General features: G+C 65.3%; 18 protein-coding genes. 1 reads left to right on the top strand and 17 read right to left on the bottom strand.

Annotated features, from left to right (window positions below):
• Positions 1–57 precede the first annotated feature (57 nt).
• The 5 genes from JOF45_RS12820 to JOF45_RS12800 are packed head-to-tail and all read right to left on the bottom strand — an operon-like array spanning position 58 to position 5,949.
• Entirely contained in the window at positions 58–1,530 is a 1,473-nt protein-coding gene (locus JOF45_RS12820) for a maltokinase N-terminal cap-like domain-containing protein (RefSeq protein ID WP_210051105.1), read from the bottom strand.
• Positions 1,530–2,558 (bottom strand): 23S rRNA (guanosine(2251)-2'-O)-methyltransferase RlmB, encoded by a 1,029-nt coding sequence (rlmB, locus tag JOF45_RS12815; protein WP_210051103.1) that lies wholly within the window; start codon positions 2,556–2,558, stop codon positions 1,530–1,532. The genes JOF45_RS12820 and rlmB overlap by 1 nt, the downstream gene beginning before the upstream one ends.
• 2 nt (positions 2,559–2,560) lie before the next feature.
• Positions 2,561–4,009: a cysteine--tRNA ligase gene (gene cysS / locus JOF45_RS12810; RefSeq protein ID WP_210051101.1), complete on the bottom strand. Its 1,449-nt coding sequence runs from the start codon at positions 4,007–4,009 to the stop codon at positions 2,561–2,563.
• 9 nt (positions 4,010–4,018) lie between these two features.
• Positions 4,019–5,389: a 2-C-methyl-D-erythritol 2,4-cyclodiphosphate synthase gene (gene ispF, locus JOF45_RS12805; RefSeq protein ID WP_210051099.1), complete on the bottom strand. Its 1,371-nt coding sequence runs from the start codon at positions 5,387–5,389 to the stop codon at positions 4,019–4,021.
• 47 nt (positions 5,390–5,436) lie between these two features.
• Entirely contained in the window at positions 5,437–5,949 is a 513-nt protein-coding gene (locus JOF45_RS12800) for a CarD family transcriptional regulator (protein WP_210051089.1), read from the bottom strand.
• Positions 5,950–6,196: 247 nt separating this feature from the next.
• On the opposite strand from JOF45_RS12800, the gene JOF45_RS12795 reads away from it, so the two are divergent.
• Positions 6,197–6,841 (top strand): hypothetical protein, encoded by a 645-nt coding sequence (locus JOF45_RS12795; RefSeq protein ID WP_210051086.1) that lies wholly within the window; start codon positions 6,197–6,199, stop codon positions 6,839–6,841.
• A 109-nt stretch (positions 6,842–6,950) separates the two neighbouring features.
• Here JOF45_RS12795 and JOF45_RS12790 read toward each other — a convergent pair whose 3' ends face one another.
• The 12 genes from JOF45_RS12790 to JOF45_RS12735 form a co-directional block, all read right to left on the bottom strand.
• Positions 6,951–7,217 carry a glutaredoxin family protein gene (locus JOF45_RS12790; protein ID WP_210051084.1) on the bottom strand — a complete coding sequence of 89 codons (267 nt, stop codon included), beginning with the start codon at positions 7,215–7,217 and terminating at the stop codon, positions 6,951–6,953.
• A 91-nt stretch (positions 7,218–7,308) separates the two neighbouring features.
• Positions 7,309–7,404, bottom strand: a complete 96-nt coding sequence (locus JOF45_RS12785; protein ID WP_022873036.1) for a 30S ribosomal protein bS22 — start codon at positions 7,402–7,404, stop codon at positions 7,309–7,311.
• Between the two features lie 125 nt (positions 7,405–7,529).
• Positions 7,530–8,840: an acetoin utilization protein AcuC gene (locus JOF45_RS12780; RefSeq protein ID WP_210051082.1), complete on the bottom strand. Its 1,311-nt coding sequence runs from the start codon at positions 8,838–8,840 to the stop codon at positions 7,530–7,532.
• Positions 8,803–9,441 (bottom strand): potassium channel family protein, encoded by a 639-nt coding sequence (locus tag JOF45_RS12775; protein WP_210051489.1) that lies wholly within the window; start codon positions 9,439–9,441, stop codon positions 8,803–8,805. The genes JOF45_RS12780 and JOF45_RS12775 overlap by 38 nt, the downstream gene beginning before the upstream one ends.
• A gap of 56 nt (positions 9,442–9,497) precedes the next feature.
• Positions 9,498–10,913, bottom strand: coding sequence for a TrkH family potassium uptake protein (locus tag JOF45_RS12770; protein WP_210051080.1), 1,416 nt, complete (start codon positions 10,911–10,913; stop codon positions 9,498–9,500).
• Between the two features lie 61 nt (positions 10,914–10,974).
• Positions 10,975–11,835 (bottom strand): pyrroline-5-carboxylate reductase, encoded by an 861-nt coding sequence (gene proC / locus JOF45_RS12765; protein WP_210051076.1) that lies wholly within the window; start codon positions 11,833–11,835, stop codon positions 10,975–10,977.
• A gap of 59 nt (positions 11,836–11,894) precedes the next feature.
• Positions 11,895–15,014, bottom strand: coding sequence for a type I restriction endonuclease subunit R (locus JOF45_RS12760; protein ID WP_210051073.1), 3,120 nt, complete (start codon positions 15,012–15,014; stop codon positions 11,895–11,897).
• On the bottom strand, positions 15,011–16,198 hold the full coding sequence (locus JOF45_RS12755) for a restriction endonuclease subunit S (protein ID WP_210051071.1): 1,188 nt from the start codon (positions 16,196–16,198) through the stop codon (positions 15,011–15,013). The genes JOF45_RS12760 and JOF45_RS12755 overlap by 4 nt, the downstream gene beginning before the upstream one ends.
• A gap of 25 nt (positions 16,199–16,223) precedes the next feature.
• Positions 16,224–17,840 carry a class I SAM-dependent DNA methyltransferase gene (locus JOF45_RS12750; RefSeq protein WP_210051062.1) on the bottom strand — a complete coding sequence of 539 codons (1,617 nt, stop codon included), beginning with the start codon at positions 17,838–17,840 and terminating at the stop codon, positions 16,224–16,226.
• A gap of 90 nt (positions 17,841–17,930) precedes the next feature.
• A complete protein-coding gene (locus JOF45_RS12745; protein WP_210051052.1) occupies positions 17,931–18,467 on the bottom strand; it encodes a hypothetical protein in 537 nt (178 codons plus the stop codon).
• Between the two features lie 385 nt (positions 18,468–18,852).
• A complete protein-coding gene (locus JOF45_RS12740; RefSeq protein ID WP_342591498.1) occupies positions 18,853–19,662 on the bottom strand; it encodes a sugar phosphate isomerase/epimerase family protein in 810 nt (269 codons plus the stop codon).
• A complete protein-coding gene (locus tag JOF45_RS12735) occupies positions 19,649–20,728 on the bottom strand; it encodes a Ppx/GppA family phosphatase (RefSeq protein WP_210051040.1) in 1,080 nt (359 codons plus the stop codon). Before JOF45_RS12735 ends, JOF45_RS12740 begins: the two co-directional genes overlap by 14 nt.
• Between the last annotated feature and the right edge of the window lie 9 nt (positions 20,729–20,737).

Raw genomic sequence — 20,737 nt, 5'->3', positions numbered from 1 at the left:
GCACCACTCTTCGCCGCATGTAAATTCGGCGTGAACTCAGCCCGTCGTTCCGCGGAATCACGCAGATCTGAACCGGTTCAGTGGATCAGGCCCCACCTGCATCAGCATGGAGGGCCGGAACACCCACTGTCCCTGCCACCGCCCGAAGAGGTCAAGGGCCTCTGCCAGCATCGCAGCACGGAAGAAGACTGATTCGATGCTGGTGCTGTCGACGTCGCTGCCGCGGTACCCCTCGATGAAGGCGGCGCTGACCTCCTCGTACCAACGCCCGTAGTTGACCGGCCTCTTACCGCCGTCTGCGCCGGGGGTCTCGCTGGCCGATTCCATGACCAGCGTCGCGAAGGACATCAGCATGGTGACCACATCGTGCAGCGGCAGGGCGCGGTTCACCACACCTCCCTCCTCATGGAAGACCCACCCGTGTTCTCCCGGACGGTGCGCGTGGTGGAGGCTGAGGTCACCATGAATCTGCTGGAGCATGAGCGGCTCCTCGGCGTCGCTCAGCTGCTGATCGATCGATTCGATGACCTCGCTGAGGTCAGCGCTCTCATCCTCATCGAACTCCTCGCGCACTGCCTGCCACTGGCGGGCCAGCGCCTGCTGCGCGTTCTTAGCCATGCCCCGCAGCTGATCGCCGCTCTGAGGATAGGAGCCGAAGGAACCGGCCAGATCAGCATGGAAGGTGCCCAACGAGCGGCCCATCTCGCGGGCCATCTCGACGAAGGGCTCGGCCTGGGACAGAGCCGTCTTGGCCAGATGCCACCCGTTGGGCGACTGAGTCAGCCCGTCGCGGATGATCGCCAGGTCCCCCATCTCCCAGGCGATGGAGTCACCCTCACCGGAGAGAGCGCGGTTCTCCCAGGCGCCGGAGATGATGCCCAGTACGCGGGAGACGGTTCGAGACCGTGCCTGGGTCAGCGTCAGTACAGAGTCGAAGGACTCGCGCCGCTCTGCCGTGGGACGGCGGATGAACTCCACGACGACCTTCTCCTCGGCAGAGGCCTCCTCCTGCGCATGCTCCGGGGTCACCACAGTGCGGGTGACCGGCCGGGTCTTGGACTCGCCCGCAGTGCGGCGCAGCTTCACGGTGAAGGGATCCCATGAGGCGAAGTCACCGAAGGCCGCACCTTTGGAGCGGCCGTTGCGACTGCCCTGCTGGCGACGTGCCATCTCGAGCCAGGCGGCGAGGAAGGCGCGATCGCGGGCGCCGTCGTAGAGCCAGACCTCTCCGGCATCCGCTGTGGAGAGTTTGCCGATGAAGGCGGTCTTGCCGGCCAGAGCCGAGGGCCGGCTGCGCAGCGCCACCGGAAGGGCGATCCGAGCGCTGCCCTCAGCGTGCTCGACGTCGAAGATGTGCAGCTCCAGGAAGAGCCGCTGGTCGGCGTCGCCCTCCGGAGTGGGCAGACGCAGACCCCCGGTACGGGTCAGAGTGCAGCGGCCGATGCCCTGCGGGAACCACGGCTGATGCGGAAGCCAGGTCTGGAGGATATCCAGGAACCCGGGCTGCTCCTCACCGCGAATCCGCTTCATCAGTTCGCTCCCTCCGCGCGTCGGGACGGCCGGCCGGCACCCCCGCTGCGCAGCGTGGCGATCTCGTAGAGGCTGATCCCCACTGCCATGGAGGCGTTGAGCGACTCGGTGGCCGAGCTGATCGGGATGGAGACGATCTGGTCGCAGTTCTCCCGGACCAGGCGGGAGAGACCCTTGCCCTCGGAGCCGACCACGATGATCAGCGGCTCCCCGGCGAGCTCGAGACCGGGCAGGTCCACATCGCCCTCGCCGTCGAGGCCGAGCACGAAGTAACCCTGTTCTTTGGCCTCCTTGATGGCCTGGGTGAGGTTCTTCGCCCGCGCCACAGGCAGCCGGGCCGCCGCTCCGGCGGAGGTCTTCCACGCGGTGGCGGTGACTCCCGCGCTGCGCCGCTCCGGGATGAGCACGCCGTCGGCGCCGAAGGCCGCCGAGGCACGCAGGATCGCACCCAGATTGCGGGGATCGGTGATGGAGTCGCAGGCGACCATCAGGGGCTGGTGCGGGATGTGGCCCTTTCGGGCCCGTTCCAGCGCGTCCTCCAGGAACTCCTCCGCCACGGCGTAGTCGTAGGGCTCCAGCACCAGGGCCACGCCCTGGTGGACGGCATCGCCGGTGGTGGTGTCCAGCTGGCGGCGGGAGACCTCCTTGACGCGGATGCCGCGCTCCGCGGCGAAGCGCAGCGACTCACGCACGCGCCCGTCGGAGTCGATGTCGGCCGCCACGTGGAGCTCTTTGGCCGGCACCCCTTCCCGCAGCGCCTCAACCACAGCGTTGCGCCCTGCGACTGCGTCATCGGCGCCGAACCCGGACCCACGGGTCCGCGGGCGGGTGGCCTCACGCTTGGCAGCGGCACGTTCGGCCAGCTGCTTGTTCTTATGCGCCTTGTGATAGACGCGGTCCTCAGCCTTCGGCGTCGGACCCCTGCCTTCCAGCTTGCGGCGGCCCTGACCGCCGGAACCGGTGACCTGTCCCTTCTTCGTGCTGGCCTTCCGCACTGCTGCGGACTTCGGCCGTGAATCCTTCGCCATGGTCAAGCACCTCCCTTGGTCAGCGACCAGGTTGCCCCCGCAGGGGTGTCTTCGATCTGAACTCCGGCGGCACTCAGCCTGTCCCGGATGGCATCCGCGGCGGCGAAGTCCTTGACTGACTTCGCCTCAGCACGCTCAGCCAACTGCGCCTCGACCAGCATGTCCAATGCGGCGGCGGCAGGACCCGAGGACAGGTCCGGCTCCGGCACTTCGAGCAGCCCCAGGACCGACATCATCGCGGCGGCCTCCAGTCCGCGCTCCTCCGCAGCAGCGGCATCGGAGGCGTCCAGCGCCGTGTTGCCCGCCCGCACCGTCTCATGCAGGGCTGCCAGCGCGGCCGGGACGTTGAGGTCATCGTCCATGGCCTCGCAGAAGGCCTTCGGCAGATGGCGCTGCGGCCGCAGGGAGAAGGATTCCGGCAGCGCCCGGTCCACGAAGGACTCCACACGTTCCACGGCCGCCTCTGCCTCCTGCAGTGCACCGGGGCGGTAGTCCAACTGGGAGCGGTAGTGGGCCTGACCCAGGAAGTAGCGCACCGCTTTGGGCCGAGCCTGTTCCAGCATCTCGTGGGGAGAGATCGTGTTGCCCACAGATTTGGACATCTTCTCCCCCTCATAGGTGACCATGCCGTTGTGCAGCCAGAAGCGGGCGAAGCCGTCTCCGGCCGCCGCGGACTGGGCCAACTCGTTCTCATGGTGGGGGAAGCGCAGGTCCAGGCCGCCTCCGTGGATGTCGAAGGTCCGTCCCAGGTACTTCGTCGACATGGCCGAGCACTCCAGGTGCCACCCCGGCCGGCCGCGTCCCCAGGGGGAATCCCAGGAGGCAGACTCCGGGTCGCCCTCCTTCTTTCCCTTCCACAGTGCGAAGTCGCGCGGATCGCGCTTGCCGCGGGGGTCGGCGTCGGGAGCGTCCTGCATATCCTCCACCGACTGACGCGTCAGCTCTCCGTACTGCGGCCAGGAGCGGACGTCGAAGTAGACATCCCCGGAACCGTCCTCGGCGGGATAGGCGTGGCCGGCGTCGATGAGCCGACGGATCAGCTCGAACATCTCGGTCATATGCCCGGCGGCGCGGGGCTCATAGCGGGGCCGGCGCACTCCCAGAGCGTCATAGGCCTCGTGGAAGGCCTGCTCGAAGCGGTAGGCCAGGGCGAACCACGGCTCTTCGGCCGGGTAGTCCGCGCTGGGCAGGAAGTCCTCGCCGTAGGAGGCCGCAGACTTCTCCAGGATCTTGTCATCGATGTCGGTGACGTTGCGGACGCTCAGCACGTCATAGTCGGAGGCCTCCAGCCACCGGACGAGGATGTCGAAGGCGACGGCGGACCGGACGTGGCCGACATGCGGCCGGCCCTGAACGGTCGCCCCGCAGTAGTACAGCGAGACGCGCCCCGGTTCCAGAGGCTCGAAGTCACGGATGCTCGCTGTCTTGGTGTCGTAGAGTCGCAGTGCCACGGAGTCAGCTTATCGTCTGTGCGCCGCATCAGCCGGGTGGACCAACGCCGTGGCAGTGGCGAGGACCCCCTCGGACCGGCCGGTGAAGCCCAGACCGTCCGATGTGGTCGCGCTGACGGAGACCGGGGCCCCGGCCGCCTCGCTGAGCACCTGTTGGGCCTCCTCGCGGCGAGGGCCGAATCTGGGCCGCCGCGCCACGAGCTGCACTGCGATATTGCCGATCTCGAAGCCGGCCTCCCGCACCAGCCGCGCGGCCTCGGCCAACAGCACTGTGCCGTGAGCGCCCTCCAGCTCAGGCCGGCTCGTCCCGATGGTGTCTGCCCCGAAGTGCACGCCGAGATCCCCGATGCCGGCCGCGCTGAACAGGGCGTCACAGGCGGCATGGGCGACGGCGTCACCGTCGGAGTGCCCGCTCAGGCCCTGCTCGCCGGGCCAGTGCAGACCGGCCAGCCACAGCTCCCGCATCTCCTGCGGCTCCGCATAGGCATGGACATCATGGCCGATGCCGGTGCGGGGCAGGGGCGGTGTGGGGCGAGATGCCTGCATCAGGGCCTCCGCGGTGATCAGGTCAGTGGGTGTGGTGATCTTCAGGGACTGTTCGCTGCCCGGCACCAGCGCCACAGGGACGCCCATGTCCTCAGCGATCATCGCCTCGTCGGTCAGGAGGTCCGCCTCATCCTCGGGAAGCTCCCCGATGTGGGCGAAGGCCTGCTGGAGGAACTCCAGAGTGAAGCCCTGCGGGGTCTGGACCGCGCGCAGCTCGGCACGCGGCAGAGTCTCGCGGACGGTCTCGGCCTGAGGGCCATCAGGGACAGCGCCCTCAGACCGCAGGCCGTCGGACGGCGGGGTGGCGGACGGCTGGGTGGCGGGGTGGTCAGAGTCGGGCCGGTGAGCCGCTTTGATGGTGTCGGTGACCGGAAGCGCGGGCACCACGGCACGGTTTCCCTGCTCCACGGCGTCGAAGACACGGCCGAAGACCTCGGTGGGCGTCAGGGGGCGGGCGGCGTCGTGGATGAGCACCGCCGTATGCTCCGGGACCCACCCCAGAGACTCGCCATAGCCTCGGACCGCTTCCAGGCCGACACGCACCGAGGCGGGTCGGCTGGAGCCGCCGGCGACGGTGATCACCTCAGCTCCGCTGCGGGCAGCCGGAGAATGGGCCGCGGCGGCCATGTCCGCGTGATGGCGCTGATCGGCGGGCAGCACCAACACCAGGACGTCGATGCCGAGCTCCGGACCCACCGGTTCCAGAGCGCGGCTGATGATAGGGCGGCCAGCCAACTCCACCGATGCTTTGGGCCGCCCATGACCGAGCCGCTGTCCACTGCCCGCTCCCACTATGACGAGCGCCCGGCGCTGTGCAGCGGCCGGGCGACTCATCTGGGATATGTCAGCGGGCTCGGCCGAAGGCCTCACCTGCGTCCTGTTCACTTCTTGGAATCGGTCCCTGCCACGGGGGCCTCGTCCAGGACCTCGTCGAGGAGCTTCTCGGCGAGCTCCTCCTCGAGCTTCTTGGCCAGGGCCAGCTCGGAGACCAGGATCTGGCGTGCTTTGGCCAGCATGCGCTTCTCACCGGCCGACAGACCTCGGTCATTCTCCCGGCGCCAGAGGTCCCGAACGACCTCGGCGACCTTGTTGACGTCTCCCGAGGCCAGTTTCTCCAGGTTCGCCTTATAGCGGCGGGACCAGTTGGTGGGCTCCTCGGTGTACTCCGCACGCAGGACGTCGAACACGTGCTCCAGGCCCTCTGTGCCGACGACATCGCGGACACCCACGAGATCGACGTTGTCCGCTGGGACTTCGATGGTCAGGTCACCCTGGGAGACCCTCAGCTTCAGGTAGGTCTTCTCCTCACCCCGGACGGTGCGAGTCTTGACCTCTTCGATGGTGGCCGCACCGTGATGCGGGTATACGACTGTCTCGCCGACCTCAAAAACCATGTATTGTTCCCCTTTCCCGCGATCCAGTTTATCACGGGTCACATTTCGGCCAGCGTGTCGTTCCGAGCAACTGTCATGACACGCAATAGGCTACGCGCCCACGCTTTTTCTACATCGCGTAGAATCGCCGGCAGCACCCAAGCGCTGCAGGCGCTCAACCTGTGTGACCCGGACAGCATCACTGAGCCTCGATGAAGTAGGCTTGAGGCCGATCTATGTCGCACTGAGATCAGAGGAGACTCTCGACGTGAAGTTCGCAGCTGACAAGGCCCGCCGTCCGGCGCTGGCCACCCTTGCAGCGGCTGCCATTCTGGGCGCCACCGGCTGCAGCGCGGTCAACTATCAGGCCACCACGAACCAGTACGACCCCTCCAACGGTGTGGGCGTGGAGATCGAGGACGTGAAGTACGCCGACATCATCCTCCTCACCACGGAGGAGGGCGAGAGCGCACGCGCCATCGGTTCGATCATCAACACCGACTACGGCTCCGAGGCCACCGCCGCCGACGTCGAGATCAGCGTGGACGGCGAGTCCTTCTCCACCACGCTGGAGCCGGGCGAGCGAGTCTCCCTGGAGCACGACGAAGAGTTCATCGTCGACGGCTTCGACGGCGACATCGGAGGCTTCCACGACGTCGAGTACACGGTGGACGGCGAGACCGAGACCGTGCCCACCACGGTCCTGGACGGAACGCTGAAGGAATACCGCGAGGCCCTCCTGCAGGACTTCGACAGCGAGGACATCGCCCACCTCGAGGACTGCACCGCGACCCACGGCGGCGGCGCAGCCGATGACCCGCACGACGAAGAGGGCCTGGAGCTCTGCAACGACCTCTACATGGAGATCTACGAGCAGCAGCAGGCTGAGAGCGACGACGAGGGCGGCCACTGAGCCCCCTCCTCTGGCAGATGATCAGGGCCCGGTCGGAATCTTCCGACCGGGCCCTGATCATCTGTGGCGGGACCATCTGCGGCGGGCACGCCTGCGACCGCCGTGGGACTCAGCCGGAGCTGCGCCCCAGGGCCTCGGCGAGCAGGCGCCGCAGCCGCGCCGGGTCGAAGCGCCAGAAGTCACGCACAGTCCCGTCGATGCGCAGCACGGGGATCTCCTCCGCGTACAGCTCACGCAGCTGCGGATCCTCTGTGATGTCGACGATGTGGTGGTCCAGCCCGAACTCGGCGCAGGCCTGACGGGTCACCTCCACCGCGTCCTCACAGAGATGGCAGCCCTGCTTGGTCAGGACCTCCACCTTCACCTGATCACTCATCTGTGTCCTCTCCTGGACCTATGCCCGCTGATACGACAGAACCCCGAAGCATGCGCTCCGGGGTTCCGCTGATCCAGCCGAAAGGACTGGATCACTTATTGCGCCGCTGGTGGCGAGTCTTGCGCAGACGCTTGCGGTGCTTCTTCTTCGCCATACGCTTCCGGCGCTTCTTGATCACAGAGCCCATAGGGTACTGGTCCTTGTCTGTAGGTGAAATTCAGCCAAAAGGTCTCGGAACAGTGTAACGGCAACCTAAGGCGGCGGCAGAATCGTCATGAAGCGCCGGCACTGGGGGCACCCGCGACGCTGTGATCAGTCGTACCAGGGGTCCAGACCGTAGAGCGGGAAGATCTCCTTGCGCGTCTGCATCACGGCACGGTCCACGGCGTCGGAGGGGTCATAGCCCAGCTCCCAGGACCGCCACCAGAGAGCGGCCTCGTCCCCCATCGTCTGCGGCGGAGCCTCGAGACCGCAGGCGAAGCGGACGTACTCACGCCATGCCTGCGGCACCTCGGTGTGCAGCCGCAGGGGCGACCCCGCCGCGACCGCGGTCAGATGGGTCCAGCTGCGGGGCACCACGTCATGGACCGCATAGCCGCCGCCCCCGGTGGCGATCCACCGGTTCTCCGCATGCTCCTCGGCCAGATGGGAGACATCCAAGGCCATCTGCCGATGCGCATCCACCGAGAGCTGCAGGTCGCTCAGCGGGTCGGCGGCATGGGAGTCGCAGCCGTGCTGGGAGACGATGACCTCCGGCTCGAAGGCCCGGACCAACTGCGGGACCACGGCGTGGAAGGCACGCAGCCATCCGGCGTCGCCGGTCCCCGGGGGCAGCGCGATGTTGACCGCAGTGCCCTCCCCGGCGGCGGGGCCGCCGCCTCCGGTCTCATTCGGGAAACCCGTACCGGGGAACAGGGTGGTGCCGGACTGGTGCAGAGAGACCGTCATGACCCGAGGGTCGTCGTAGAAGATGCTCTGAGTGCCGTCGCCGTGGTGTGCGTCCACATCCAGGTAGAGCACCCGTCGGGCGCCGCTGCGTCCTGCACCGGGCTCGAGGAGCCGATGGATGGCCAGGGCGGCGTCGTTGTAGACGCAGAATCCGCCCGCCTTGGCGCGGAAGGCGTGGTGCATGCCACCGGCGAAGTTCACCGCGTGGAGGGCGCTTCCCTCCAAGAGAGCCTCCGCGCAGCGCAGCGTGCCCTCGGCGATGCGCGCCGCCCCCTCGTGCAGCTCAGGGAAGACCGGGGTGTCCTCCGTGCCCAGGCCATGCTCGACAGAGGGCTCGCCGCGGGAGGCTCCGGCGCGGACCGCTTCGATATAGGCGGTGTCATGGATGCTGCCCAGCACCTCGTCCGAAGCGATGCCCGGGGCGAGGAGCGAGACCTGGGGATCCTCGAAGATCCCGAACTCCCGGCAGAGACGCTCTGTGAGGTCCAGGCGCACCGGGTCCATGGGATGGGTCGCGTTGAAGCGGTAGCTCAGCAGCGCCGGGTCCCAGACGACCGCAGTGGGCACAGAGGCCCGAAAGCTGGTCTGCGAGCCGGCGGCCGAGGAGGTACGCGTCACACGCGAAAGCCTACGGGAACTAGGCCGAGTCGGCGAAACCTTCGAGCACGGTGACATCGCCGGAGACGATGATCGTGTCCCCGGCGGAGACCTTGGTGTCCGGCTGGGCATAGACGAAGTCCTTGCCGGGAGGCTTCACGCCCACCACGTTGACCCCGTGACGCTTGCGCGGCTGACACTGGTCGATGGTCTTGCCGTGGAGATCCTTGGGCGGGCGCATCTTGACGATGGCGAAGTCGTCGTCGAACTTGATGAAGTCCAGCATCTGCCCCGGGACCAGGTGGGCGGCCCGCACACCGGCGTCGTGCTCCGGGTAGATCACGTGGTGGCAGCCGATGCGGGTGAGGATCTTGCCGTGGGTGGGGTTGATGGCCTTGGCCCAGACCTGCTTGACCCCCAGGTCCACCAGGTTCGCCGCGATGAGCACACTGGACTCGATGGAGGTCCCGACGCCGACCACGGCACTGTCGAACTCATCGGCGCCCAACTGCCGCAGCGCCTCGATGTCGGTGGCGTCGGCCTCGACCACATGGGTGAGGCTGTCCGCGTACTTCTGCGCGAGACTGCGGCTGCGCTCGACGGCGAGGACCTCTTTGTTCTGTGAGATCAGCTGCTCGGCCAGAGCGATCCCGAAGCGCCCCAAGCCGACGACGAGCACCGGCTTATTGCTATGTCTCTGCTTTGCCACGTGTGTTTCCTCTCCGGCGGGATGGCTCAGCCGATGATCGGCCGGGCCTCAGGATAGCGGTATCGGGTGCGGCTGTGACGGATCGTCAGCGCCGCGGCGAAGGTCATGATGCCCACACGTCCGGCGAACATCAGCCCGGTGAGCACGTAGAGCCCCGACGGCGACAGCTCCTCGGTCAGCCCGGTGGTGAGCCCGCAGGTGGCGAAGGCGGAGATCGACTCGAACAGCGGGCGCTCCAGGTCCTCTCCGGTGATGATGATCAGCGCCAGAGTGGAGATCAGCACGAAGGTGGCGCCCATCGCGACCACTGAGACCGCCACGCGGACCGCCTGGGTGGGGATGGTGCGGCCGTGGGCGGTGGACTCCTCATGGCCGCGGGCCTCGGCCAGGAACGCCAGGAAGATGACCGCGATCGTGGTGACCTTGATGCCCCCGGCGGTGGAGGCGGAGCCGCCGCCGGCGAACATCAGTGCGTTAGTGACCAGCATGGTCTCCGAGTGCTCGATGACGTTGTCCACCACGGAGAAGCCGCCGGAACGCATCATGACCGAGGCGAAGAGCGAGTTCTGCAGCTTCTCCCCGGTGGTCATCTGCCCGAGGGTGTCGACGTGGTTCCATTCCAGCACCGCGTAGAGGACCGCGCCGACGACCATCAGCAGCACCGTGACCTCGACGGTGAGCCGGGTGTGCAGACTCCACCGACGGAAGTGCCAGCGGTGGCGCCAGAGCAGCAGCAGGACCGGGAAGCCGAGGCTGCCCAGGAACACCCCGGCCATCAGAGTCCACAGCACGATGGGATCATGACCCACGTCGGCCAGGCCCTCGGGGTGGATGACGAAGCCAGCGTTGTTGAAGGCCGAGACCGAGTAGAAGATGCCGTGCCAGAACCCGGTGGCGACGTCGCCCTCCAGGGCGATCAGCCGGGGCACCAGCACCAGGGCCAGGGCCAGCTCGACGACGGCGGAGAAGATCACCACGATCTTGATCAGCGAGCCGGTCTCCCCGAGCTTGCCGGTGGAGATTCCCTCCTGGGCCACCAGCCGGGTGCGCAGGCCGAGATGCCGGGTCACCGAGATAGCCAGCAGGGCGGCGATGGTGATGATCCCCAGGCCGCCCACCTGGATGCCCACCAGGATCACGATCTCCCCGGCCAGAGACCAGTGCTCAGCCGTGTTGACCGGCGTCAGGCCCGTGACGGTGACCGCGGAGGTGGCCACGAAGAGCGCATCGTGGAAGTCTGGGGCGCTGCCGCTGGCCGTGGCCCAGGGCATCATCAGCAGGGAGGTGAACAGCCCGATGGTCAGGGCGAAGATGAGCAGGGCGGCACGGGCCGGCGATGATCCTGCGAGCCGGCCCAACCACCTGGTGAAGCTTCGCCAGGCGCTGGTCTCCTGCAGCTGCTGGCCATAGGCCGGCGGACGGCGCGTGGTGTCCCCCTGCATGCTCCCCAGCCTACGACTGTTCAGGTTCTGCTGCCGCGTCGGCCCCGATGGGTGGTTCCGCTCAGCTGCCGCGCAGCTGCTCGGTGATCTCCGCGGCGCGTGCGGAGCTGGCCTTCGCCCCGGCCCGGACGGCCTCCGACATGCCGTGGGCGTCGAAGGTCTCGATGGCCTGCTGCGTGGTGCCGTTGGGGCTGGTCACGTTGCGGCGCAGCTGGGCGGCGTCGGCCGGCGTCGCAGTGCGGGAGGGGCGGTTCTCCACCAGCATCCGGCCCGCACCGTAGAGGGTCTGGGCGGCGAGGTCGGCGGCGAGCTCAGGGTCCAAGCCCATCTCCACCCCCGCGGCGGCCATGTGTTCGGCCAGGTAGAAGGCATAGGCCGGCCCGGAGCCTGCCACACCGGTGAGCGCATCGATCTGCTGCTCCTCAAGGATGTGCACCGCCCCGCTGCTGCCCAACAGCTCAGCGACCTGCTGAGTCTGCTCCCGGCTGGTGTGGGTGCCGGCCGCCAGGCCGACCACGCCCAGCCCGACCGAGAGCGGAGTGTTGGGCATCGTGCGGATGACCGGCTGGCCGGGGGCCAGCGCCTCCTCGAGCATGTCCAGGGTGACCGCGGCGGCCACCGAGACGACCACGGCGTGGGGCTGCAGCGAGTCTCGGATGTCTGCGCAGAGGTCGGTGATCTGGTGGGGCTTCACCCCGAGGAAGACGATGTCGGCCTGGGCCGCGGCGGTGCGGTCGGCGGCCTCATCCTGCTCCTCGGCCAGCACGGTGACGCCGTACTGTGCGGAGCGCGCCTGCGCGGAGGCCGCCGAACGAGAGGTGGCGATGATGTCCTCGGGCGCAGTTCCGGCGCCCAGGAAGCCGGCGAGGATGGCTCCGTTCATGGAACCCAGGCCCAGCATGGCGATCTTCGGTGTGCTCATGGCACCACCCTATGCCGTCGGCAGGCTCAGCCCGAGCGAGGCCGCTGGGAATGCCTCATCTATGCAGCCTGGGCATAAACCTCGGCTTGCTCGAGCACGAGCTGGACGGCTTCTTCCCGCTTGTCAGGTGGGTATTTATAGTGCCGGAGGAGGCGCTTGATATCGCGCCGCATCTTGGCTCTCACTGACTTCCTGCTGGTCCAATCTACGGCGACAGATCTCTGCACGGACTGAACGAGTTCCACGGTGATCTGTTTGAGGGTCTCATCACCCAGGTTTTCGACTGCCGCGTCGTTCTGCCGGATAGCGTCGTAGAAAGCCATTTCAGCGACAGAGAGCCCAAGGCGTTCTGCCTCCTGGGGCTCGTCCCGGATGTCCTTCGCCAGAGCGGCCAATTCGGCGATGACTTCTGCCGCAGTGAGCGCCTGGTTCGTGTACTTGTTGACCGCGTCATCGAGCCGCTCGGAGAAGGATCGACCCTTCACCACGTTCCGCCGCTTCACGCTGCGCACCTCATCATCGAGAAGCTTGCGCAGCAGTGTGAGCTGCAGATTGGCCCGCTCGTCATGCACCAACGAGTCCAGGAATTCGTCACTGAGCAGGGAGAGCTCGGGCTTCTCCTGCCCGGAGAAACCGTAGACGTCGATCACCTTGTCTGCAGCGATGGCGGCATTGACGAGATCTCCCAACGCGCTGTCCATCTCCTCCGCCGAGGATCCGGCCAGCCCTGACCCGGTGTCCTGGAACTTCTCTACGCCGGCGCGGACCGCGGCGAAGAGGGCGACGTCATCGCGGATGGCTGCGGCCTCGTCGCGTGTGCCTGCCAGTGAGAAAGCTTTGACCAGGGCAAGGGTCTGGTCCCGGAAACGTCTGGCCCGCTCAGCGTCAGCCAGCACGAAGTTGAGGACGTCGTTGTACTGCTCCTGACGCTGGGCAGAGGACATGCCAGCCGTGCTGGTGTAACGCACCCCGTAGAGGATGTCCCGGACGACGCCGTATTTCTCCTGCATCACGGCCACGACTTCGTCGATCGGAACACCGGCCTGCTCGCGATCTGTGGGCGAGTACTCGCCGAGCGCGTTCTGGAGGCGGGTGAAGATTCCGATGTAATCGACGATGAGGCCGCCGGTCTTGTCCTTGAAGGTGCGGTTGACCCGTGCGATCGCCTGCATGAGGCCGGCACCACGCATGGTCTTGTCCACGTACATCGTGTTCAGGGATGGCGAGTCGAAGCCGGTGAGCCACATGTCGCGGACGATCACGAGCTCCAGGGAGTCCTCCGGGTTCTTCGCCCGCGCCTTGAGCTGATTGCGCGTCTGCTTGTCGTAGAGATGAGCTTGGAAGTTCTGCGGGTCTGAGGCTGAGCCTGTCATGACGACCTTGATCCGTCCCTCAGATGGATCCTCAGAGTGCCAGTCCGGTCGCAACGCCGTGATCTTCTCGTAGAGGCGTACGGCGATGCGCCGGCTCATGGTCACGATCATGGCTTTGCCGCCCAGGAGAGAGTTCCTACGGTTCTCCCAGTGCTCGACGATGTCTGCAGCGATCATGTCCAGGCGCGACTCGGATCCGACGATGGCTTCAAGCCGGGCCCACTTCGATTTGGCCTTCTCACCGAGTTCCTCTTCGCTGTCCCCGACGATCTGCTCCGCCAGTTCATCCAGCGTGTCGAGGTCGTCTTCGTTGAGCCCGATCTTCGCGAGTCGCGACTCGTAGTAGATCTTCACCGTGGCTCCGTCGTCCACAGCGCGAGTGAGGTCATAGATGTCGATGTAGTCGCCGAAGACGCTGCGGGTTGATTTGTCGGCGGATTCGATCGGGGTGCCGGTGAAGCCAAGGAAGGTTGCCCCGGGCAACGCATCCCGCATGTGCTTGGCGAAGCCTGCTTTGAGCTGTCCCGTCTCTCCGTCGAGCCGAGATTTCAGACCGTACTGTGAGCGGTGAGCTTCATCGGCAACCACCACGACGTTACGACGGTCGGTGAGCACAGGGTTGTCACCGTCGGGCACGCCGAACTTCTGCAGCGTGGTGAAGATGATGCCGCCGGACGCTCGGCGCAGCTTAGCTCTGAGGTCGTCTCGCGTGTCTGCCTGAGTCGGGGATTCAGGCAGGATGTGCGCTGGAGCGAAGACCTCGGCAAAGAGCTGGTCGTCGAGATCGTTGCGGTCTGTGAGGAACACCAGAGTGGGGTTGGCCATCCTGGTGTCGCGCATGATCTTGGCGGCGTAGAAGACCATCTCGAAGCTCTTGCCAGAGCCCTGGGTATGCCAGATGACGCCACCACGCCGATCACCGTCCGGCTGGGAAGCACGAATGGTGGATTCCACGGCTTTATTGACCGCCCAGTACTGGTGGTACTTGGCCGCGCGCTTGATGTGGATCTGTTTGGCGGTGCCGTCCTTCTCGGTGATCGTCTCCTCGGAGAACACGATGAAGTTCTTCAGGATGTCCAGGAAGCGCGTCTTCGGGAAGACTCCTTTGATGAGGATGTCGAGCGAGGGCGTTCCCGTAATCTCTTCACCGTCGCTGGTCTTCCACGGAGCGTAGTGCTCCCAGTGGGCGGTGAAGGTGCTCATGGCTGCCGCAGTTCCGTCGCTGATCACTGTCAGTGCGTTGGTGTTGAAGACCGACGGGATGTCGCGACGGTAGGTCTGCACCTGGTTGAAGGCAGATTTCAACGTGGCGTTGTGGGCGATTGCGGACTTCAGTTCGAAGAGTGCCACCGGGATCCCATTGAGGTACACCAGCACGTCCGGTCGTCGGTTGCGGTTCTCGATGACTGTGACCTGGTTGACCACCGCCCAGTCGTTCAGCTCGGGATTCTGGAAATCGACCACATGAACCGTGACGGTCCGCACCTGACCCGCAACGTTACGGTGCTCGATCGGGACGCCTTCGGTGAGGAGGCGGTGGATGCGGTGATTCTCCGTGAGCGTGTCCTGCGATTCAGGACGCTGGATCTTCTTGATCGCTTCGGCGCAGACGTCAGCCGGGACGTCGGGGTTGATCCGCTCAACCGCGCTGCGGAGCCGCTCGCCAAGGAACACGTCGTCCCACGACGCACGCTCCGCCACCTCAGCATCGGGGCCCAGGTCTGGACCGTGCAGGACCTCATACCCCAATGCCTCGAGCCACTCGAGTGCCGCGTGCTCCACCAGCTCTTCGGTGTAGACCGTCATGAGACAGCCTCCTCCACTGCTTCAGCCGCCTCCGGAACCCGGATCCGCCCGGACAGGAGTTCTGGCAGCAATGCCTCCCTGAGGCGAGTGAGGCTGTCAATCTCACGTTCAATCTGCCAGACCCGCTCCAAGAGAGCTTCCACTTGGCCCCGCTTAGCCGCCAGATTGACCGGGACTTCAAGCTCGTAGTCCAGAACTGCCACCGGGGGGAGCGCCGACACTGTGGTACCTGTCGCGTATCCCTCAGCTCGGTCGCGAAACTCCTGAGTACGCGACTGGGCCCAGAAGACGTATCTCAGTTCAGGTCGGTCCAGGAACCGCAGAACAGATGTATGGTGCGTGTGAATCGCCCCCTCAAGCTCAGTGGGGACCAGGAAGGAGCGGCCAAGTATTTCGCGTGCCTGGGTAAGGTCGGTGTTCGCGACCATCAGATCTCCGCTCCGAACGATGTGACGGTCCTTGTACTCACCCCGGTAATACTTCAATCCGTCCCGGTTCATCAGTGGCCCAGTCGAAAAACTCTTGAGGTTGATAAGAGGAAGGGCAGAAGAGTCATCGGACGAGGTAAGCCCAGCGCCCTTATACGAGAGCCCCTTGTTCAACTCGGCCACGTCGCCCACTCGCACCTTTTCAGCCAGGCCGGTAGCGTCCTGCACCAACAGTAAGGTCACGGCGAGTTGGGCAGCAGTATCGACGACCCTTCGGTTGGATTCGATCTTGTCGTCCAGCGCCCCAAGCGTCGCCGCGATCTCCCGTTGCTCCTCAAGCGGCGGAAGATTCAGCATCAGCTCTTTGGCGGCCCCCACATTGAAATGTTGTTGAACTGCTCCGACGAGCCGAGAAGACACGTACGCGTTCGCGGCTCCGTTGATGTAGTAACTGAGCCACCGAGAATCCAGAGAGGGGCCTGGCCTAGTAACGACGAGGTCAGAACAGTTCGCAACCGGAAGCCACTCTGGCACAACGGCGGTCGCCCCAGGTTTCCCGGTGCGAACGGTGACAACATCGCCTGGAGCCAGCGCGGACTTGGCGATCCTCTGGTGGAAACCGGGCGAAATGTAGCGGATGTCGTCAACGGAGACTCTATGCGGCCGCACGTTCAACGAGCGAAGAAACGGCACTCCGTCATCAACGTATTCTGAGGCCATCGACCCGACGTACCCGACCGTGACTTCCTGAGCCACCTGCCCCAGTTGTACCTGACGCCATTCAGCGACCAATCAAACCACCCAGCCTCTCGCGGATGGTCAGTTCGAGCTCACGACCGCGATCAAACTCTCCGTACAGCTCTTGGGTGAGACGTTCAATCTTCTCGTCGATCGGCTCTGCATCTTCCTCTGCCGCCGCCGCACCGACGTACCGACCTGGGGTGAGGACGAAGTCGTGCTTCTCGACCTCCTCAAGCTTGGCAGCCTTCGCGAAACCAGGCACGTCCTCGTAGCCGCCGTCCCTGTTCCGCCACGAGTGATAAGTGTCAGCGATCTTCGCGACGTCGTCGTCATCCAGGACCCGCAATTTCCGGGACTCCATGCGTCCGAGCTGACGGGCATCGATGAACAGCACCTCACCCTTACGTTCACGGTGTCCGTTGCCGTGGCGGTTCTTCGAGAAGAACCACAGGCTCACCGGGATGCCAGTGTTGAAGAAGAGCTTGTCGGGCATTGCGACGACGCAGTCCACCAGTTCGGACTCCACCAACCTCCGGCGGATGTCTCCCTCGCCGCCAGATTTGGAACTGAGGCTTCCGTTGGCCAAGACGATGCCAGCATGCCCATCAGGCGCCAGGTGGTGAATGAAGTGCTGAATCCACGCGAAGTTTGCATTCCCCTCAGGCGGCAACCCGTACTTCCAACGCGGATCATCCTGAAGCTTGGGGTGAAACCAGTCACTCTGATTAAACTTCGGATTCGCGAGCACGTAATCCACTCGCAGATCAGGATGCAGATCTTCGGCAAAAGAATCGGCTGCCTTATTACCGAGATCAGCATCAAGACCGCGGATCGCCAGGTTCATCTTGGCCAGCTTCCACGTGGTGTGGGTGTACTCCTGGCCGTAGATCGAGATGTCATCCCGGTGGCCACCGTGGGCCTTCACAAAATCCATGGATTCGACGAACATGCCGCCGGACCCACAGGCCGGGTCAAAGACACGTCCCTTATAGGGCTCGAGCATCTCCACCAGCACCTTGACCACCGAACGCGGCGTGTAGAAAGCGCCCGCGTCCTTGCCTGACTCCCGACCGGCGAACTGGCCGAGGAAGTACTCGTAGACGCGGCCGAGGACATCGTCGCTGCCGTGGTCCTGCGATACATGGAAGCCGATAGAGCCGATGAGGTCCACCAACTCACCCAGCTTGCGCTGATCGAGCCCCTCACGGGCGTAGTTATTCGGGAGCACGCCCACGAGCGTGGGGTTCTCCTTCTCAATGAGGTCCATGGCCTGGTCGATCCGCTCGCCGACGCGCTCGGTCTTGGCCAGGTCCTGCACCGCGCTGTAACGAGCAGCCATAGGCACCCAGAAGACGTTCTCCGCGGTGTACTCGTCGCGGTCCTCCAGAGTCTCTGCGATCTCCTGAGGGTCAAGACCGTCCTCTTGGAGCTCTTCCTCGAGCTTCTGGCGGTGTTCGACGAAGCGGTCGGAGATGTATTTCAGGAACACGAGGCCGAGCACCACGTGCTTGTACTCGCCCGGCTCCTGATTTCCGCGGAGAGTCTCAGCTGCTTCCCAGAGCGTCTGCTCGAGGGTCTTCTTCGCCTGCCCCTTCGCAGCGCCCTTCTTCGCACCCCGCTTGGCGGTTCCAGCCTCAGCCAAATCTTTACCCCTCATCATGCGGTCTGGCCAACGGCATCAACTCTACCGAGAACCTACGACACATTTGCCTGACGGGAGGATGCCTGCCACCGCCAAGTTTTCCAGCTATCCAGTTCCCGTTGCCGCTGCTGTTGCCGCAGCGATCAGATTCACGGTGCCTCCTGAGATGATGCCGGCGGGCAGAGGAACCAGGACCTGCTCGCGGAGCCTCTGCCATTTGGACGGGACGTCGGATTCCACCTCGGCGGCTTGCATTGCAAAATAGGCATGCTGAACGGCCTCTTCAGTTGCAGACCTCCCGTGCCGCTCATACTCCCGCAAGCAAATAAGCAGCCGCTCAAGACATCTCCTGATGTAAGAACTGGTCGCCTCCGGCAGTGAGGAGTCCGCGTCCAGCACGCTCAACGACTCTTCCATAAGTTCGATAAGCCGAGCCTGAGACTCTGCATTGATGATGACTCGCATCTGATCAAGATCGAGAAGTTCACCGAGTTGGTCCAAGAGGTCAAGATCAGATTCCTTGAAGTCAGCTGCACCCGTGACTGGACGCTGAGTCCAGCGCGACTTAATAGCGAGGATGCCCCGACCGAGCCTTGGCCACAAATCCTGGTAGCCACGCACCTTGCGCCCTTTAGATGCCATGCGCTCTACTCGCTCCGCGATCTCCTCTAGCAGTCGCATAGCTGTCAGGTGCTTCCGAAGACCGGACGCAGACTTAGTACCTCGAAGGGCCTCCATGCTTCGCCCTTCACCCGCCTGCCATTCCCTGAGAATGACGGAGAGCTCTTCTGCGGGATTCCCCATACTGCCGCCTCACTTCCGATCGGTCCCTCAGCCCGAAGAGACCCGTAGCAAGGTTACAGCTGAGCTTCAGAACTTCGCTCGCGAGGCCGTTATATGACTCACACCAGCAGCCCTGTCAATCACGAGCCAAAACAATAGGCCTCGAGTTAAGGGAGGAAACTGCCGCTCACCAGCCAGGCCAGCTTCTGTGCCGATCGCGTCAGGTCATCCGCTCCCGACAGGCTCAGCCGCTCTGACCCAGATGGGCCCGGGCGAAGGCCAGGGACTCAGCCAGCCAGCGCTCCCGCTCCCCCACCTTCCGGGCCGACCGGGTGGAGACCTCCACCGCCACGACGCCGTCGAAGCCGCCGTCGCCGAACTCCGGGCTGCCGATGAGCTGCATGGCCTCGGCCACGCGCTGCTCTCCCTGGCCGGGGATGAGGTGGTCATCCTTGAAGCCGTTGGACCAGCCGTCAGTCAGATGGACATGGCGCAGGCGTGGTCCCAGCGCCTGCACTGCGCTGAGGGAATCTGCCTCCGCGGTGGCCGCATGGGAGAAGTCCCAGGTCACGTGGGGGTAGGGCTGATCCACCGGATCCCAGTGCGGAAGGTACATCGTGGCTTCACGTCCACCGGCCCGCCAGGGGTACATGTTCTCCACGGCGAAGAGGACTCCGGTGCGCTCCTCGATCTCCGCGATCCCCTCGGCGAATCCTTCGGCGTAGCCGGTCTGCCACCGGAACGGCGGATGCGCCACCACGACGCCGCAGCCCACGTCCAGGGCCAGCTGCGCGCTGCGGGCCAGCTTCTCCCAGGCCGAGCCCCACACCTGCTGGGTCAGCAGCAGGGTGGGGGCGTGGATGGCCATGATCTCCAGCCCGAACTTCTCCGACAGGCGGTTGAGCACCTCGGCCTGCTGGGTCTCGGTGCGGTGGGTGACCATCACCTCCACCCCGTCATAGCCGAGGTCCTGGGCGATGGAGAATCCCTCTGCGACGCCCAGCGGATACACGGAGGAGGTGGACAGGGCCACCGGGATGTCAGCTGTGGGCACGTTCAACCGCCGCCTCTGCACGCGGACGTCCGGCCGGACGCTGCGGCTTCTTCAGCTCACGGGCCAGGTCGACATGCCCGACGCCGGGCGCGTGGCTCACAACCTCGGCTTGGTCCCGGGCCAGCGTGTCCAGGCGCTGCAGGATCAGGCCCTCACGCAGAGCCCATGGACAGATCTGCAACTCCTCGATCCCGAAGACCTTCATCGCCTGCTCAGCGACCAGGGCACCGGCGAAGACCTGCGGGGCGCGGGTCACCGAGACCCCGGGCAGCTCAGCACGCTGCTCTGCGGACATCTCCCCCAGCTTCTTGACCAGGGGTTTCAGGCTCTTCCGGTTCAGGGTCCGCTTCACATAAGGTCCCTCGGCCGAGGGAGCGGCGCCTGTCATCCGGGCCAGCGAGCGGAAGGTCTTGGAGGTGGCCATCACCTCGGTATGGTGGTTCAGCGCCGGGAACTCAAGGCGGGCCGCCTCCAGCTCTTCGCGCACATAGGTCTTGAGCTCTCGGACCTGTTCCTTCGACGGCGGCTTCTCTCCCGGCAGCGCGTCCTTCGGGCCGGCCAACCAGTCGCGGGTCAGCCGTCCGGCGCCCAACGGGGCCGACATGGCCGTGGCCGGCAGCTCGTCCTGGCCGTAGGCGATCTCGAAGGATCCGCCGCCGATGTCGAAGTTCAGGATGCGTCCCGCGCTCCAGCCCCGCCAGCGACGCACGGCGAAGAACGTCATCGCCGACTCCTGGGCACCGGTGAGCTCCATAAGCTCCACGCCGGTCTCCTCGGTCACCCGAGCCAACACTGCATCACCGTTGCTGGCCTCGCGGATGGCTGAGGTGCAGAAGGACAGCATGTCATCAGCCCGGTGACGCGCCGCGAAACGGGTCGCCTCAGCGATGAAGCTGATCAGCTCCTCCTGGCCCTCAGCGGTGATGGCCCCGAACTCATCGAGGTACTTCACCAGAGACAGAGGGCGCTTATGGGAGGCGAAGGCGTCCGGCTTAGCACCGATATGTGCATCCACCAGCAGCAGATGCACCGTATTCGACCCGATGTCCAGCACGCCCAGACGCATAGCTGCGAA

The organism is Nesterenkonia lacusekhoensis (genome assembly GCF_017876395.1).
Lineage (GTDB): Bacteria > Actinomycetota > Actinomycetes > Actinomycetales > Micrococcaceae > Nesterenkonia > Nesterenkonia lacusekhoensis.
This window is presented reverse-complemented; position numbering and strand designations above follow the sequence as displayed.